Origin of the sequence: Acinetobacter sp. UBA6720, assembly GCF_002454215.1 — a bacterium.
GTDB lineage: Bacteria > Pseudomonadota > Gammaproteobacteria > Pseudomonadales > Moraxellaceae > Acinetobacter.
This window is the reverse complement of record NZ_DKIK01000062.1, coordinates 1-16,445: the sequence shown is the minus strand read 5'-3', so window position 1 is coordinate 16,445 and position 16,445 is coordinate 1. Positions and strand designations below refer to the sequence as shown.

The window sequence follows — 16,445 nt, the reverse complement described above, 5'->3', positions numbered from 1 at the left end:
ACTATTAAAGTCCATGCCAATAACAAGGAATAAATAATATAAAAGACTTGTATTTTGAGGCGAAAGCTGTTTTTAAAGTTTTGTGAGGAAAATGTAACAACAAATAATTGTCTGACAAATCAAAATCTAAATTTTATCAAATCACGCTAAGCTGTCACTGTCTATATAACAACAGGAATAAAATCATGACTGAACCAAAAGCTGAACCAAAAAGAGTAGCTAAACCAAAGCCTGCGCTGAAAGAAGTCGTTGCAGAAAGCACTGAAAAGCTAGAGCAAGTGGCAAAAGAAGCATCAGAGCAAGTCACTGAAGCTGTAGTTGAGAGTAAAGAAAAGCTTGAGGCAGAAGCAAAGCAGTTGAATGCCAGTGTGCAAGAACAATTGCGTCAGTTTAAACAAGATTTGTTGCAGCGTTTAGAAACCATTAAAGGGCAGTTGGCAAATTCTCAAAAAGATATCTCAGAACTAAAAGAGTTTGTAAAAACTGAGTTTACTGCAGTTTTAGATGATTTAACTAAACTGGGCAAAGAGCTAAAAGGTGATGTCAGTGAAATTTCGGTGAAGCATAAAGATCAGTTAACAGAAACCTTTAAGCGCTCTAAAGAACATACGCTTGAGGCTTGGAATAAAGTTTCAAGTAAATAATGGTTTTGTGCTGACTTGAATTGAAATATATCCATAAAAAAGTGAGGTCAATGCCTCACTTTTTTATATGCTTAGTTTGTGTATAGCTTAGAACTGATGTAGCCAATCACGTTTGTTGTGAAAGTCGGCTTGTTGACCGCTATGCTGCATGGCATAGAACTGTTCACCTTGTGAGGTATTCAACACTGCAGATAAGCCTAGATATAGGTCAGCCCATTTCAGTTTGTGTTGCAACATAAACTCAGTCAGATCAATACTGACATTTAAACCATAGTGTGTGCGCTTCAATTGATTGAGTTCAATATCGTAAGCGACCTGTGGCGGCATATCTTCAGGATAACGATATTCCTCAAACTGATAGGCTTGCCAAGCTTGAGAAGGGGAGAGATTAATCTCGCGATAGTAGTCTTCGCCTTTTACCCCGATAAAGACTTCAAAACAGGTGTTTTCCCATAAAAAGTCTTGACGAGGATTTGAATTCACGACTTCGGGCCAGTGCATGTACACATTAGGGTCGCGTAGCCAAAAGCCGATATTGAGGGTATACGGGCTTTGTTGTTCGATCGCACCGACAAGCGAAATTGCTTGAAAACGACGATCAAATGCACTGAGTTCGTAACTTGCCATAAAAAAATTACAACTATTTTGCTGCGTGTGCGAAACGAACTAAGTTAGACAATTTGGCATTTTGTTTCGCCGCTTTTTTGTAAAGCAATGCAATTTTACCAATTGTTTGTACTACTTCTGCACCCGTAGTAGATGCAATTTCTGCAATGATTGCAGCACGTTCTTCACGGTCTTCGCCCGCGATTTTGACTTTAATCAATTCGTGGTCATTTAAAGCGCGTAAAATTTCTTCAACGACATTTTCAGTCAGACCTGAACCGCCAAGCATTACCACAGGGTTTAAAGCATGTCCGATTTGACGCAAACGCTTGCGTTCCTGAATGGATAAAGTCGCCATAAAGATAACCTAATTTTAAAAACGGCTTAGTATAACAAACTGCGCAATTAAACGCTTTATATTCTGTGGAAATAATCGATTTAGATAATAGAAAAAAACATCTAAAACCCAAGATTTGGATACAGATGTATACTGCAAGCCTAGAGAATTTAACGTACAATTAACTTTAAGAAATTTTAATGTTTTAGAGAGATATGGCAACACGCATTACCAACCAAAAGTTATCCAAAAGTAGCCGTGCGTGGATGAGAGAGCATCTCGATGACCATTTTGTGAAAAAAGCGCAAAAGGAAGGTTATCGTGCGCGTGCAGCTTATAAGTTACTTGAAATTCAAGAAAAATATAACATTATTCGTCCGGGCATGACCGTGGTTGATTTGGGTGCAGCACCTGGAAGTTGGTCTCAAATTGCAGGGAGATTGGTCGGTGATAAAGGATTGGTGGTTGCATCAGATATTTTGGAAATGGATGCTCTGCCAGATGTGACCTTCTTACAAGGTGACTTTCGCGAACAAGAAGTATTCGATAAATTGTTAAATATTTTAGATGGACGTAAAGTAGACGTTGTAATTTCAGATATGGCCCCCAATACATCAGGTAATAAGGCTGTTGATCAACCGCGCCAAATTTACCTATGTGAGCTAGCTATCGATTTTGCAACGAAAGTGCTCGGTCCAAATGGTCAATTTGTTGTAAAGGTATTCCAAGGTACAGGCTTTGACGAATTCCGTAAGCAAGTAGTCGATAACTTTGATGTGTTAAAAACAGCAAAACCTGCTGCATCACGTGCCCGATCGAAGGAAGTATTCTTAGTCGGACAAGGCCGTAAGAAGGCTTTCAAATAAAGTTTACTTGCCAAGTCGTTAAAAATTGTGCATTTTGTACCTTTTTATATTTTGCGAAGCTGATCTTCAGCAGAAACTTTAAGGTCACCCGCTAGGGCATGATCAAATTAGATTGATATGGGAATAAAGCTTTGAGCGATCTCTTCAAGAATGCCATATTGTGGCTAGTGATACTGGGTGTACTGATCCTTATTTTCAGTAACGTCAGTAGCAATGAAAAGCCGACAGCAATGAATTATTCAGAGTTTGTTGCTGCGGTGAATGCTGGTCAAATTAAGCAAGTGACAATTGATGGCGAACGAATTCATGGCCAAAAATCAAATGGTTCAGAGTTTGAAAGTATTCGTCCTGCGGTTCAAGACCCAGAGCTTATGCCTAATCTGATTAAAAACAACGTTGTCGTTGAAGGTACAGCACCACAACGCCAAGGTTTATTGATGCAACTTTTGATCGCAAGCTTCCCAGTACTTTTAATCATTTTGTTATTCATGTTCTTTATGCGCAACATGGGTGGCGGAGCTGGTGGTAAAAACGGTCCAATGAGTTTTGGTAAGTCGAAAGCTAAAATGTTGGCAGAAGACCAAATTAAAGTCACATTTACCGATGTGGCTGGTTGTGACGAAGCAAAACAAGAAGTTGTTGAAATTGTTGATTTCTTAAAAGATCCATCAAAATTTAAACGTTTAGGTGCAACAATTCCTAAGGGCGTATTGATGGTGGGTCCACCGGGTACAGGTAAAACTTTACTTGCAAAAGCAATTGCAGGCGAAGCGAAAGTGCCATTCTTTAGTATTTCAGGTTCTGACTTTGTTGAAATGTTCGTGGGTGTGGGTGCGTCTCGTGTTCGTGACATGTTTGAACAAGCGAAGCGCCATGCGCCTTGTATCATCTTTATTGATGAGATTGATGCTGTGGGTCGTCACCGTGGTTCAGGTACAGGTGGTGGTCACGATGAGCGTGAGCAAACCTTGAACCAAATGTTGGTTGAAATGGATGGCTTTGAAGGCAATGAAGGGATTATCGTCATTGCTGCAACAAACCGTGCAGACGTACTAGATAAAGCTTTACTTCGTCCAGGTCGTTTTGACCGTCAAGTTATGGTCGGTCTACCAGACATTAAGGGTCGTGAGCAAATCTTAAATGTTCACATGAAGAAATTGCCTTCAGTGACTGGTGTCGATGTACAAGTACTGGCACGTGGTACACCGGGCTTCTCAGGTGCGCAATTGGCAAACCTTGTGAACGAAGCTGCACTTTTTGCTGCACGTCGTAACAAGAACACTGTCGATATGCATGATTTTGAAGATGCAAAAGACAAGTTGTATATGGGTCCTGAACGTAAGTCGATGGTGATTCGTGAAGAAGAACGTCGTGCAACAGCGTACCATGAAGCGGGTCATGCGATTGTAGCTGAAATTCTACCGGGCACAGATCCTGTGCATAAAGTGACCATTATGCCACGTGGTTGGGCGTTGGGTGTAACATGGCAGTTGCCTGAACATGATCAAACCAGCCACTATAAAGACAAAATGTTGAATGAACTTTCAATTTTGTTTGGTGGTCGTATTGCCGAAGAAATCTTTATCAACCAAATGTCGACAGGTGCTTCAAACGACTTTGAACGTGCAACTAAAATGGCACGTGCGATGGTCACTAAGTACGGTATGTCTGACAAACTTGGTGTAATGGTGTATGAAGATGATTCTCAGCAATCATTCATGGGTAGTATTGGTAGCCGTACCATTTCTGAAGCAACTCAACAGCAGGTTGATGCTGAAGTCCGCCGTATCATTGATGAGCAATACCGTGTTGCACGTGACATCTTGGAAAATAACAAAGATATCGCGCATGCGATGGTGAAAGCCTTGATGGAATGGGAAACGATTGATCGCGAGCAAATTCGTGACATTATGGAAGGCCGTGAGCCACAACCACCGAAAGTGTATGTTGCAGAAAATCCTGTGATTGATGTAACACCAACAGATGGTCCAAGCACACCACCACCGTTGCCATCAGCAACTTAAGATTTAACTCTTGAAATAAAGGACCACCTTCGGGTGGTTTTTTATTGTGCATATTTTTTTATGTTTTAAAGAAAAATAAGCACACAGCTCTGCTACACGCGTTAAGATAATCCTAGTTGAACTGGAGTAAATTAGATGCAATTGATGGCTTTACCAAAGAAAATCCTACATTGTGGTGAACTATCACTCGATTTGTCGGTACCGCAGGTGATGGGTATTCTGAATGTGACGCCAGACTCGTTTAGTGATGGTGGACAACATAATGGTGAAGTGCAGGCGATTGCACATGCGAAGCAAATGATTGCAGATGGAGCAACGGTGATTGATGTAGGGGGCGAGTCCACACGTCCAGGTGCATCTGTGGTTGAGGTCGAGGAAGAAATTCGTCGTGTTGTTCCAGTGGTGGAAGCCTTGGCTGAACTTGATGTGGTTATTTCGATTGATACTTCTCAACCTGAGGTGATTCGAGCTGCTGTTGCCGCTGGTGCGCATATTTGGAACGATGTCCGAGCTTTGACACGCCCGAAGGCATTAGAGACTGCTGCTGAACTGAATATTCCTGTAATTATTATGCATATGCGTGGTGAGCCGACCACCATGAATGGCTTAGATCACTATGATAATGTTACTCAAGATGTAATAACAGAGCTTTCCCTACGTGTGGATGATGCCTTAAAAGCAGGGGTGCGGCCAGAAAATATTATGATTGATCCCGGTTTTGGCTTTGCTAAAAACGCAAAGCAGAACCTTAAACTTTTAAAAGAATTTCATCAACTGAACCAACTGGGTTATCCTATTTTGTCCGCATTGTCACGAAAACGCTTTATAGGTGAAGCTTTAGGTGGGGCTGATGCAAGGCAACGAGCTGTGGGTTCTGTAGCAGGACATTTAATGAGTATTCAACAAGGTGCGTCTATGGTACGTGCCCATGATGTCAAAGCGATGAGCGATGCGATTAAAGTTTGGAATGCAATGAACTTAGCTTAGCGGAAAATGCAGTAATGATAGCTTGAGCTATTAGCGTAGTTGACCTGAAGCATTTATTTAAACAAGCAGGATCTTGGGGTTCTGCTTTTTTATTTGGTGATTTGTTTGGTTTATGTTATACAGACTCGTTTTTTAAGTTTCTCGTTTTGAGTGCCTGTATGTTTGCAGATTTACTTCTCCCTATGTTTGATGATGAATACTATCCAGATATTCTTGTTGCCGAAGTGAAACAACATGTTGAAGCTTTTGCCAAGAAAATTGTGAAAGCAAAGTCTGAAGATGATATTTATCAATATGCCAATGCAACTGTCGCTGAAATAAATGAAATGAAGCCCCATTTTGAAGATCTGGATTCATCTTTGGATGATACTGCTGCAGACTTTATTGCAGAAGCCATGATGATGGTGGTGCAAGGTGCAGGTTATATGGATATTGAAATGGAAGAGTTGGTGGTCAATAGAGAGTGGTGAATCACTCTCTATTCTTATGTTCGTGAGATAGACTGGATGAACGAAAGGTTTAAAGTTCATCTAAAAGGTCACTTAGATGACAGCTTTGATTTAGGTGCTCATTTTCAATTGCATCAACCGTCATCACATATTGATCTTTAATCATTTCAGCATTTGCACTGAGATTCAGCCAAAACTTTGGATAAGTTTTTATGAGTGTGCGTATGTGTTGTTCATCACGTGTATGGTTAAAACTTAATTTAAACTCTGCATCTACAGACTTACACGCATGTAAGTAAAGCTGTTGGTCTTTTTCAATGATGGTCCCTGCGAACAGATCATAAAATTTTTCAGTATTTGTCTCTGAGGTCTTTGTTTCTGCGTGAGTGATGTTTGAAAGGCTCAGGATTAAAGCAATAAAGCTTAGAATTTTTTTCATATTGTTGTGGTTTAGTGATTTTGATTTATAAATTATAGGTATAAAAAAACCAGCATTATGCTGGGTTCTTTTATTGCACCATCTTAATTGTTTTAAGAATGGTGCCCGAGGCCAGACTCGAACTGGCACGCTTTGTGGGCGGGGGATTTTAAATCCCCTGTGTCTACCGATTTCACCACTCGGGCATGAGCGCAATAATAGAGGAGGAAATAAATATTGGCAAGTCTATTTGTGCTTATTTGCTTTCTTTTCAATCAATTCAGCAGTTTATGTTTAAAAACTAGCACAATCATCTGTACTGCACTCGTTCAGGCTTCATAAAAATGTCATCGACTTGAGATATGCATGTCATCTTTTTCGCATAAATTTCAAGTCCATATCGTCTTTAGGCTATCCACATGACAAAAAAAATGAACCGCCGAGAACTGATTCAAAAAACTTTGGCTGGATTTGGAGCGTTATCTTTACCGATTTCACTGACTGCATGTGGAGGAGATGGTTCAGACTCCGACACACAGCCGACAACTCAAGCACAGTTTTTACATGGGGTGGCAAGTGGAGACCCCTTGCAAACGCAGGTCATCATTTGGACTCGTTTGACGCCTAGCGATACTAGTGCACGTTTAGAAGTACAGTGGGAAGTAGCAAAGGACACGGACTTTAAACAAATTGTAGCAACTGGGAAGGTACTGACCACTGCCACGCAGGATTTTACCGTGAAAGTCGATGCCACTGGCTTAGTTGCAGGGCAAAGTTATTTCTATCGTTTTAAATATGCTTCAAATTATTCGATGATCGGACAAACCAAGACTTTAGCAGATGAGGTGCAAGCCGTTCAATTTGCAGTTTGTTCATGTTCAAACTATCCAGCGGGTTATTTCCATATTTATAAAGAAATGTCAAAACAGGATGTGGATGTTGTCATTCATTTGGGAGATTACATCTATGAGTATGGTATGGGGGGCTACGCAACAGAAGAAGCAGTAGCGATGGGACGTGCGCTGGCGGATGATAACAACTTAGAAATTATTCACTTAGATGACTATCGTAAACGTTATGCCTTATATCGCTTAGATCTAGACTTACAAGCTGCACATCAACGCCATCCGTTTATTGTGGTATGGGATGACCATGAGTTAGCCAATGATACATGGAAAGATGGTGCTGAGAACCATCAGTCAGACACAGAAGGTGATTTTGCAGAACGTAAATTTGCCGCACTGGCTGCGTATTTTGAATGGATGCCGATCCGTCCGCTTTCTGAAAAAGATCATTTAAATATTTATCGCCAGTTTAACTTTGGTAATTTGGTGCAGTTGAATATGTTGGATACGCGCATCTTGGCGCGGAGTAAACAGTTAGATTATGCGGACTATTTAACCGCATCGGGTTTGGATGCTGTACGCTTTACTACAGATATGCAAGACCCAAATCGAACGTTACTCGGGTTGAATCAACGCGCATGGTTAACACAGCAACTTGCGAGCTCAAAAGCCACATGGCAAGTTTTGGGTCAGCAGGTGTTGATGAGCAAAATGCTCATTCCAGCCGAAATGTTACAAGTGCTCAGTGCAATCAGTAGTGGTGCGGTAACTCCAGAAGTTTTAGTGCAGGTGAATCAACTGATTAAAGAATTGGTCGAAATAAAACTGCGTTACTTAAATAATGACCCTTCTTTAACGGTAGAGCAGTTGTCTCGTATTAAGACTGTGGTTCCTTACAATTTAGATGCGTGGGATGGTTATGCAGTTGAACGCGAGACGCTGTACGGCACACTGCAGTATTTGAATAAAAAGGTTGTGGTCTTGGCTGGTGATACACATAATGCATGGGCATCGAACTTACATGATTTAACAGGGCAGTTTGTAGGCGTGGAGTTGGCGACAAGCTCAGTTTCCTCGCCCGGTATGGAAAAGTATTTGTCTATTCCGATGCAACAACTCAAAGAGTTTGAGTTTGCTTTTACAACCTTGATTGATGAGCTGAATTATTGCAATTTAAATCAGCGTGGCTATTTGAAAGTCAGTTTTACTGCTGAGCAAGTACAGGCAGATTGGATATTTGTTGATACCATTAAGCAAAAAGAATACAGCGTAGATGAAACACGATCATATCAAGTGATACTGGATCCAAGCTTATTGCCAGTCGGCAGTTTAAAGCAAACGGCATAAATGCTGTCCATAAAAAACCGAGCATCATTGCTCGGTTTTTTTATAATTTTTCATCAATATAACTATCCAGATCGAGATGTTTGATCTGTTTGCAATAAGCCTGTTCATACTTGAGAAGTTTTACATATAAATCTGCTTCATGTCCCAATTGTATTTTTCTGGCTTGGTAATGGCTAGATTGACTCGAAATTAGACGTAATTTAAGGCGCGATTTGACCGTTTGCTTGTAGGCCCAAAAACAGATGCGTCTAAGTTGTTGTAGTTGATAATGCTCAAGCGACTGGCTATGGTCACGAAATAAATTTTCTTTATAGAAGCGGACAAAACCAAAGTTAACGCCAAAATAAAACAAGATCCACATCAGCAAACTGCTTTCAGTGAACATTAAATTCAGCCCACTCAAGAGAATTACAACTGCAAGCTTGATTGGTGCGTGACGTAACAGTTGATAGAGCGAGTGCGATGAGTGTTTAATTTGTTTAATGACAAAGGGTAGCACCCACATTAGTACCAATAAAATACTAATAATGGCATAGCTCAGACTTTGAAATGCATCCAACTTTTCCAGATGATTTGAGAAAAAATTTTGTAAAATAAGGCTGATCGGAATAAAAATCATCACCGCCAAGACCCAAGGAACGAGTTCCCGCCAGTCATCCAAAATACCACGTGTTTTGATTTGGCTATACAATAAAAAATTGCGCTTAAATGCAGCAGGGTAAAGGGTCTCTAATTGTTGCAGTAACAGTTGGACTTGTTTAGATTGCATCGTCAAAAAAAGAACGTATGAAAAAATAGCCTTTACTATAGAGGATTTGCGTCGTTATCGTGCAAAAAAATACGATAATCAGAATATTCAGTATGAAATGATGAAGAATTTAATTTTTTCATGCCAAATTATGCGAAAATAGACGATTCAATTTTTTTGTCTAAGGGCAGTTCATGACTGATCAATCTCCTGAATCTTTAAGTGATATCGAAATTTTAGACATTTTGCAGTCTATGAAAGACGATGTGCTTGATACAGAGGCAAAAGAAGAGATCCGTAAAGGGGGGAAAGCTGGTCGTCAAGAAGCACATAAACTTGCGATTGTGGCTTTGAACCAATCTTTTGAAAGTAAGTTTGTTGAGGCTGTGGCTTTGGCATTGGGTCTTAATGATGCCCAAGCCAAAAAAATTCGCTACAAGAAAGACCGTATTCGCATTTTAAAAGTGCGTGGTATCGACTACATGGCAATTGATGGCGCGGAAACAGCACAAGTCTTGTCACAAGTTGCGCAGGCGATTGTACGTGAAGATGCAACCGTGACCCATGATTTACACAACATCTTCCCATTTTGGAAAGAAGGCTGGCCAATGGTTCAGTTTGACAGTGCCTATAAAATCTTAGCTGAAGATATTACCATTCATTATCAAGCGACTTTAGATCAATTACTTGAATTATATGGTCGTTAAGATCGCAGGATTAAAAGCACCTTCGGGTGCTTTTTTATCGACTAGTATTTAGGAGTTGAAAATCCACGCCAATAGTAGGCTGATAGGCCAAATAAAAAGTCGCCACCATGTGATGAGTGGATTCCAAAAATATTGTCCAAAAGATAGAGTATCGTTAAAGCTTCGTTGTCCACGTTCATAAGCATAAGGTGTGATACGCCATGCCAAAATCAGTAAAACAACAGCAGCAACAATCAGTAAGGTGTGACTGTACTGGAAAAAATAGTAATAAATTAAATACAGTGCAGAATAAAAAAAGGTACATGCCAGCACAGCAGGCAATGAAAAAGACATGAGTTTGACTCTATTTGTATAGTTATTTCAACGTATTATAAATGAAAAAATACCCGATGTGATCCATCGGGTATTTATGTGTGAAGATGATTCAAAATGGTGTGCTTTGAATCATTGCATGCTGTTTATTTAGCCGAGAGTTGAATAGAGTGGGAAAATACCAAAGATCACTGCAGTGACGAGCATCACTAAACACGTAATGATTGCCCATTTGATGGTAAATTCTTGGTGTTCACCAAAGTTAATACCGGCTAATCCGCAGAGTAAATAAGTCGATGGCACCAAAGGTGAAAGTAAGTGTACGGGTTGACCAACAATCGAAGCCCGTGCCATTTCCACAGGACTGATACCATAGTGTCCAGCGGCTTCAGAGAGCACAGGCAGTACACCAAAATAGAAGGCATCATTCGACATAAAGAAAGTCAGTGGCATACTAATCACCGCCGTGATTGGCGCTAAATACGGTCCCATACTTTCAGGAATAATTGCAACCAGTTCTTGAGACATGGCTTCAACCATACCTGTACCAGATAGAATGCCAGTAAAAATACCTGCCGCGAAGATAATCCCGACTACAGCTAAGGCACTGGCAGAGTGGTTACCCACCAAACGCTTTTGCATGTCTAAATCAGGATAGTTCACCACTAATGCAATACACAGTGCAACCATGAACAGAATTGCTGCAGGCAATAGCCCCATCACTAGGCAGACCATAAGTACTAAGGTCAATAGTGCATTGAACCATCTTAAGTGCGCGCGGTTGGCTTCAGGTTCTTGTGAAATTTGAATACTGTCGCCATGGCTAATGTCTAATTCCACAATACCAATACGCTTACGTTCCATACGACCATACATAAAGCCGAGGAAGTATAGCCATCCAATAGCAACGAGCATTGGCAAAATCATAGGAACAAAGACATCATTTGGATCGACATGTAATGCGGTTGCTGCCCGCGCTGTTGGTCCACCCCATGGCGTTAAGTTCATGATGCCGCTCGCAAGCATCATTAAACAAGCCATGATTAAAGGGCTCATACCAATACGCTTATAAAGCGGTAGCATTGCAGCGACACAGATCATGTAAGTGGTTGAACCATCACCATCTAAAGACACAATTAAAGTTAGGGTAATGGTACCGAGGGTCACTTTTAAAGGATCACCTTTAACCTGCTTTAGAATCCATTTTACTGAAGGATCGAAAAGCCCAGTGTCGATCATGATGGCAAAATACAGGATAGCGAAAAGTAACATCACACCAGTCGGTGCAAGTTTTTTAATGCCTTCCATCATCATATCGCCAAGTTCGGCAATATTAAATCCAGCTAAATTATCAACAAAAAGACTTAAAACATAAGTAAGTAAAGCGAAAATGATAGGGATTAGAGTTAGGGCAACGAGGGCGCTCAGACGTTTAGACATGATTAAGTACATGAAGCACATAATCATGCCTAAACCTAATATGGTCAGCATGAATCAATCCTTTGAACGTGTTAAGTCTGTTTATTAATCAAGTGATAGCGATAGTATGCAATTCAACAGAATTTTTAAATGCTCTTAAACAAATGTGGTTTTCCATTCTATTTTTCTAAAAAATAATATATATCTATAAAGTATGGTAGAGATACTTAATTTGTATAACTCAAAAGATGCTTTGAGTATTTCAAAAAAAAACCTTGCACTGGAGGCAAGGTTTTTTATTAAAAGAAGAGTAGCTTATTCTTCATCACTTTTACTTTCAGATGTTTTGATTTCTTCAAGTAGGCGTGTGACTAAGAGTTGGTCAATTTTAAAATGATCGACATCCACGACTTCAAACTTAAAGCCTGCATATTCAACAGTGTCGGCAGGACGTGGAATTTTTCGCAGACGGTACATCATAAAACCTGCAAGCGTTTCATAATTCTCTTCATCTGGCATTTCATCAATTTCAAGTGCGTGCTTAATATCTTCAATGGGTGTACTGCCATCAATCAACCATGAATTATTATCGCGTTTAATAATTTGTTGCTCAGCCTCAATTGGTGTAACCCAGTCACCCATCACGGTAATCATAATGTCTGAGAGGGTAATCACACCTACGACCAAAGCATATTCGTTAATCACGACTGCAAACTTTTCTTTGGTGGAGCGGAAACGGTCTAATAACTCAGATAAGGTTAATGTGTCTGGAATGGTGAGTACATTACGAATGGTACTTTCGTTGAGTTGCAGTAAAGATTGATTATTTAGAATACGGACCAGAATGTCTTTGGCATCGACATAGCCAATCACATCGTCAATATTTTCACTGCAAACAAGAAATTTAGAATAAGGATATTGAGCTAATTTTTGGCGAATACTTTCTTCAGGTTCATTCAACGTAAAGTAAATGACATTTTCACGAGTGGTCATACTAGATGGAACATTTCGTTCTTCTAGCTCAAATACGTTTTCAATGAAATGGTGTTCTTGCTTTTGTAGGACTCCTGCTTGTGCACCAGCATCCATCACCGCAGAAATGTCATCAAAGGTAATGTTGTCATCCCGTGTCGTGTTGACCTTAAACAGGCGGAACAGCAAATTGGCCACTGCGTTAATAATCCAAGCAAGTGGCTTACAGACTTTAATAAAAACTTGAATCGGGTTGATCACCGCAATCGAAATTTTCTCAGGTGCAATCATAGCCAAACGTTTTGGCATGAGGTCTGCAAACAAAATGAACAGGGAGGTGACTAAGGTAAATGACAATGCAAAGCTAATGGTTTCCGCCCATGGCCCTGTATAAAAGCGAGAAACAAAGGTCATGAAATAAGGACGAAAAGCCCCCTCACCTAAAATACCGCCCAAGATCGCCACTGCATTTAAGCCAATCTGCGAAGCAGCAAAGAAGTCGGCAGAATTTTCTTGTAAATTCAAAACTTTCTGTGCTCGATCATCGCCAGACTCAGCCAAGATTTTTAGCTTGACTTTACGTGCTCCTGCTAGTGCTATTTCTGTCAGAGACAAGAAACCCGCCCCAGCAATTAGGACTAGAATGATAACTATGTTTTGAAAAAGGCTCACGGAATCCACCTGTGATTCATCGTTATTATGAATATTTTTAACACAAAAAATGAAGGCAGTAATAAATTACTGCCTTCTATCATACCTGAGTATTGGTATGAAAATGAATTATTTAGAACTTGAATGCTTAATAATGTGAGAATTGTGAGTTATTGCCCAGAAACTCACGATTTTCTTCCTCAATCATTTGACGTGCCACATATAAAATGAGTTGTCTGAGCCAACGGTGCGCAGGATGATGATGGAGTAGAGGACACCATGCCATCTTGAGCTCAAACTCTGGAATGTAAAACGGAGGGTCTTTGATGAGTAGGCTTTGGCTCTTGGCTTGTAAGCGTGCAATACGTGTTGGTAAGGTTGCAACTAAGTCGACATTAGATGCCAGTAGAGCAGGCATTTGGTAGTGGCGAGTAAAGACCGAAATTTTACGCTTTTGCCCAATCCGTTCCAAAGCTTGGTCAATCCAGCCGAGTCCAGCTTGTTTTTCAGGGTTGACGCCGAAACCAACGCCCATACCAGTTTTAGAGACCCAAATGTGTTGAGCATCTAAATAGCTTTTTAAGTTCAAATTGCCAGCAGCAGGGTGTTTACTGTTAAGTAGGCAAGAGAAACTGTCACGCCAAACAAGAACTTGGTGGAAGCTTTGTGGAATTTCATTGAAGCGGTTGATGGCTAAATCGACTTTCCCTTGTTCCATGTCGCGATAGGACACGTCACTTGGGGTTAAAAAGTCTAAAACGACGTTGGGTGCTTCAGAGCGAAGCGCTTTCACGAGACGAGGAACCAAAGTTGCTTCAGCATAGTCCGAAGTCATAATACGGAATACGCGATTTGAGGTATAAGGACGGAACTCGGTACGAGGTTCCAAAATCATGGAAAGATCGGAAAGTGCGTCGCGAATGCGCGGTTGTAATTCTAAAGCACGTTCTGTGGGAGTCATCCCTTCGGAAGAGCGAATCAGGAGAGGGTCGTTAAATAAGTTACGAAGGCGACGTAGGATATTACTCATAGCTGGTTGGGTGACACCCAATTGTTCAGCAGCTCGGGTTACATTTTTTTCACGTAAGAGTACGTCCAAGTAAATTAATAGGTTTAGATCAACCCGCTCCAGATTCATAAAAAAAATACCGAGAATAAAATCATGAAATTGTTTGCATTATGCCATAAGCCATCGGGCTTGTGTGAGAAACTGATGAAAAAAAAAGCATCAAAGTGTATTCGGAATTCTTCTTAAAAGGTGCGCTAAATAGAATGTTTTTAATCTGAAAATCTATTGGAATTTGGGTCAATATTTAGATTGGGAAGGCACGATGGTTGATGGTAATTTAGGCAAAAAAAAATGGCTTGAAATTACTATTATTAGTGGAATAAATGTGTGAAAAATACACTTTATCCCAAGCAAATGTTTTTTGTCATTTGAGCTAAATGAAACATTGATTTCTAGTTTAAACTGTTTTTTTGAACTGCCGAGACTTAAGTCTAATGAAGAAATATTGAACTTAATGTTTAAATTTAAAGCATTTTATATTTTATATAAAATCATAAATAACATATACTTGATTTGAAATTAGTAAAATATAATTCGACTTTTATCTACCCATTTTTTAAATAAATACCGAAAATTAATGCAGAATATTGGATTAATTTTTTCTGCCAATCTAATCTGTATTCATCGCAACGAAGCGCTCTAAATCTAAGCAAAAGCTCGAGGGTCTGATTTTAGCCATTCGTTGAAGAAAATCCTAATATTATTACAGGAAATATCATGACTACATACCAAACAGCGATTGATGCAATCCGCGAATTAAAAGCAAAATTCGGTAGCACTTGGGCAGACATCAGTCCTGAAGATGCTGCGCGTATGCAATTACAAAACCGTTTTAAAACTGGTTTAGACATTGCTAAATACACAGCTGCGATTATGCGTCGTGATATGGCTGCTTATGATGCTGATTCTAGCAAATACACTCAATCTTTGGGTTGCTGGCACGGTTTCATCGCACAACAAAAAATGATTGCGAACAAAAAATACTTCGGTACAACTGAACGTCGTTATATCTACCTTTCTGGTTGGATGGTTGCTGCACTTCGTTCAGAATTTGGTCCGCTTCCTGACCAATCTATGCACGAAAAAACTTCAGTACCTGCTTTGATCGAAGAAATCTACACTTTCTTACGTCAAGCTGATGCGAAAGAACTTAACGATTTATTCCGTGCGCTTAAAAAAGCAAACGAAGCGGGTGATACTGCTAAAGCTGCTGAAATCACTGCTCAAATCGACGGTTTCCAAACTCACGTTGTGCCAATTATTGCGGACATCGACGCTGGTTTCGGTAACGAAGAAGCGACTTACTTACTTGCTCGTAAAATGATTGAAGCTGGTGCTTGTGCACTTCAAATCGAAAACCAAGTATCTGACGCGAAACAATGTGGTCACCAAGCTGGTAAAGTAACAGTTCCACACGAAGACTTCATCGCTAAAATCCATGCATTACGTTATGCATTCTTAGAAATGGGTCTTGATGATGGTATCATCGTTGCGCGTACTGACTCTGAAGGCGCTGACTTGACTCAAAAAATCCCAGTGGTTAAAGAGCCAGGTGACATTGCTTCTCAATACATCAGCTACTTAGACACAACTGAAATTGACATCGCTGATGCTCAAGAAGATGAAATCTTGATCAAGCGTGATGGTAAATTACACCGTCCTAAGCGTTTAGCTTCTGGTTTATACCAGTTCCGTGCTGACACTCAAATTGACCGTGTTGTACTTGACTGTGTATCTAGCCTTCAAAATGGTGCTGACCTTCTTTGGATCGAAACTGCGACTCCAAACGTAGAAGAAATCGCTCACATGGTTAACCGTGTACGTGAAACAGTTCCAAATGCTAAGCTTGTTTATAACAACAGCCCATCATTCAACTGGACGTTAAACTTCCGTCAACAAGCTTACGACCGTTGGGTTGCTGAAGGTAAAGACGTATCTGCTTACGACCGTGCTAAATTAATGAGCGCTGAGTACGATGCAACTGAATTAGCTGCTGATGCTGATGAGAAAGTACGTACATTCCAAGCAGATGCTTCTCGTGAAG

Annotated in this window: 16 protein-coding genes and 1 tRNA gene; 8 read left to right on the top strand and 9 right to left on the bottom strand. The window is 40.3% G+C overall.

The window, feature by feature from the left end:
• The first annotated feature begins 185 nt into the window (after nt 1-185).
• Nucleotides 186-644, top strand: a complete 459-nt coding sequence (locus tag B4F08_RS05030; protein WP_119063137.1) for a hypothetical protein — start codon at nt 186-188, stop codon at nt 642-644.
• Nucleotides 645-731: 87 nt separating this feature from the next.
• On the opposite strand, the gene B4F08_RS05025 is transcribed toward B4F08_RS05030, so the two are convergent.
• The gene (locus B4F08_RS05025) at nt 732-1,271 is read right to left on the bottom strand and encodes a DOMON-like domain-containing protein (RefSeq protein WP_086208052.1); all 540 of its coding nucleotides are present in this window, start codon (nt 1,269-1,271) and stop codon (nt 732-734) included.
• A 13-nt stretch (nt 1,272-1,284) separates the two neighbouring features.
• A complete protein-coding gene (gene yhbY, locus B4F08_RS05020) occupies nt 1,285-1,608 on the bottom strand; it encodes a ribosome assembly RNA-binding protein YhbY (RefSeq protein WP_086208051.1) in 324 nt (107 codons plus the stop codon).
• 194 nt (nt 1,609-1,802) lie between these two features.
• On the opposite strand from yhbY, the gene rlmE reads away from it, so the two are divergent.
• The 4 genes from rlmE to B4F08_RS05000 all read left to right on the top strand — a co-directional run bounded on the left by rlmE (nt 1,803) and on the right by B4F08_RS05000 (nt 5,934).
• On the top strand, nt 1,803-2,453 hold the full coding sequence (rlmE, locus tag B4F08_RS05015; RefSeq protein WP_086208050.1) for a 23S rRNA (uridine(2552)-2'-O)-methyltransferase RlmE: 651 nt from the start codon (nt 1,803-1,805) through the stop codon (nt 2,451-2,453).
• Between the two features lie 131 nt (nt 2,454-2,584).
• A complete protein-coding gene (ftsH, locus tag B4F08_RS05010; protein WP_086208049.1) occupies nt 2,585-4,477 on the top strand; it encodes an ATP-dependent zinc metalloprotease FtsH in 1,893 nt (630 codons plus the stop codon).
• Between the two features lie 135 nt (nt 4,478-4,612).
• Nucleotides 4,613-5,464: a dihydropteroate synthase gene (gene folP, locus B4F08_RS05005; RefSeq protein ID WP_291373555.1), complete on the top strand. Its 852-nt coding sequence runs from the start codon at nt 4,613-4,615 to the stop codon at nt 5,462-5,464.
• Nucleotides 5,465-5,622: 158 nt separating this feature from the next.
• Complete coding sequence (locus B4F08_RS05000) at nt 5,623-5,934, top strand: DUF5713 family protein (protein WP_086208047.1); 312 nt, start codon at nt 5,623-5,625, stop codon at nt 5,932-5,934.
• A gap of 49 nt (nt 5,935-5,983) precedes the next feature.
• Here B4F08_RS05000 and B4F08_RS04995 read toward each other — a convergent pair whose 3' ends face one another.
• Together B4F08_RS04995 and B4F08_RS04990 are read right to left on the bottom strand one after the other, a co-directional pair.
• Nucleotides 5,984-6,352: a hypothetical protein gene (locus B4F08_RS04995; RefSeq protein WP_291373553.1), complete on the bottom strand. Its 369-nt coding sequence runs from the start codon at nt 6,350-6,352 to the stop codon at nt 5,984-5,986.
• 99 nt (nt 6,353-6,451) lie between these two features.
• Nucleotides 6,452-6,537: transfer RNA gene (locus B4F08_RS04990), tRNA-Leu, on the bottom strand.
• A gap of 213 nt (nt 6,538-6,750) precedes the next feature.
• Here B4F08_RS04990 and B4F08_RS04985 point away from each other — a divergent pair.
• Nucleotides 6,751-8,523 carry an alkaline phosphatase D family protein gene (locus B4F08_RS04985; protein WP_291373552.1) on the top strand — a complete coding sequence of 591 codons (1,773 nt, stop codon included), beginning with the start codon at nt 6,751-6,753 and terminating at the stop codon, nt 8,521-8,523.
• A gap of 40 nt (nt 8,524-8,563) precedes the next feature.
• Here the strand turns inward: B4F08_RS04985 and B4F08_RS04980 are convergent, their stop codons facing one another.
• Nucleotides 8,564-9,292, bottom strand: coding sequence for a hypothetical protein (locus B4F08_RS04980; RefSeq protein ID WP_291373551.1), 729 nt, complete (start codon nt 9,290-9,292; stop codon nt 8,564-8,566).
• Nucleotides 9,293-9,465: 173 nt separating this feature from the next.
• Here B4F08_RS04980 and B4F08_RS04975 point away from each other — a divergent pair, with 173 nt between their 5' ends.
• On the top strand, nt 9,466-9,978 hold the full coding sequence (locus tag B4F08_RS04975) for a hypothetical protein (RefSeq protein WP_086208043.1): 513 nt from the start codon (nt 9,466-9,468) through the stop codon (nt 9,976-9,978).
• Nucleotides 9,979-10,026: 48 nt separating this feature from the next.
• Here the strand turns inward: B4F08_RS04975 and B4F08_RS04970 are convergent, their stop codons facing one another.
• From B4F08_RS04970 to B4F08_RS04955, 4 genes are all read right to left on the bottom strand, one after another.
• A complete protein-coding gene (locus tag B4F08_RS04970) occupies nt 10,027-10,311 on the bottom strand; it encodes a hypothetical protein (RefSeq protein ID WP_086208042.1) in 285 nt (94 codons plus the stop codon).
• Between the two features lie 129 nt (nt 10,312-10,440).
• On the bottom strand, nt 10,441-11,781 hold the full coding sequence (locus tag B4F08_RS04965; protein WP_086208041.1) for a CitMHS family transporter: 1,341 nt from the start codon (nt 11,779-11,781) through the stop codon (nt 10,441-10,443).
• A gap of 243 nt (nt 11,782-12,024) precedes the next feature.
• Nucleotides 12,025-13,353, bottom strand: a complete 1,329-nt coding sequence (locus B4F08_RS04960; RefSeq protein ID WP_086208040.1) for a hemolysin family protein — start codon at nt 13,351-13,353, stop codon at nt 12,025-12,027.
• Nucleotides 13,354-13,480: 127 nt separating this feature from the next.
• Nucleotides 13,481-14,470, bottom strand: coding sequence for a LysR family transcriptional regulator (locus B4F08_RS04955; RefSeq protein WP_086208039.1), 990 nt, complete (start codon nt 14,468-14,470; stop codon nt 13,481-13,483).
• 648 nt (nt 14,471-15,118) lie between these two features.
• Between B4F08_RS04955 and B4F08_RS04950 the strand changes: the two genes are divergently transcribed.
• Nucleotides 15,119-16,445, top strand: a 1,327-nt coding sequence (locus B4F08_RS04950; RefSeq protein ID WP_291373549.1) for an isocitrate lyase, incomplete at its 3' end; no start/stop codon positions are given.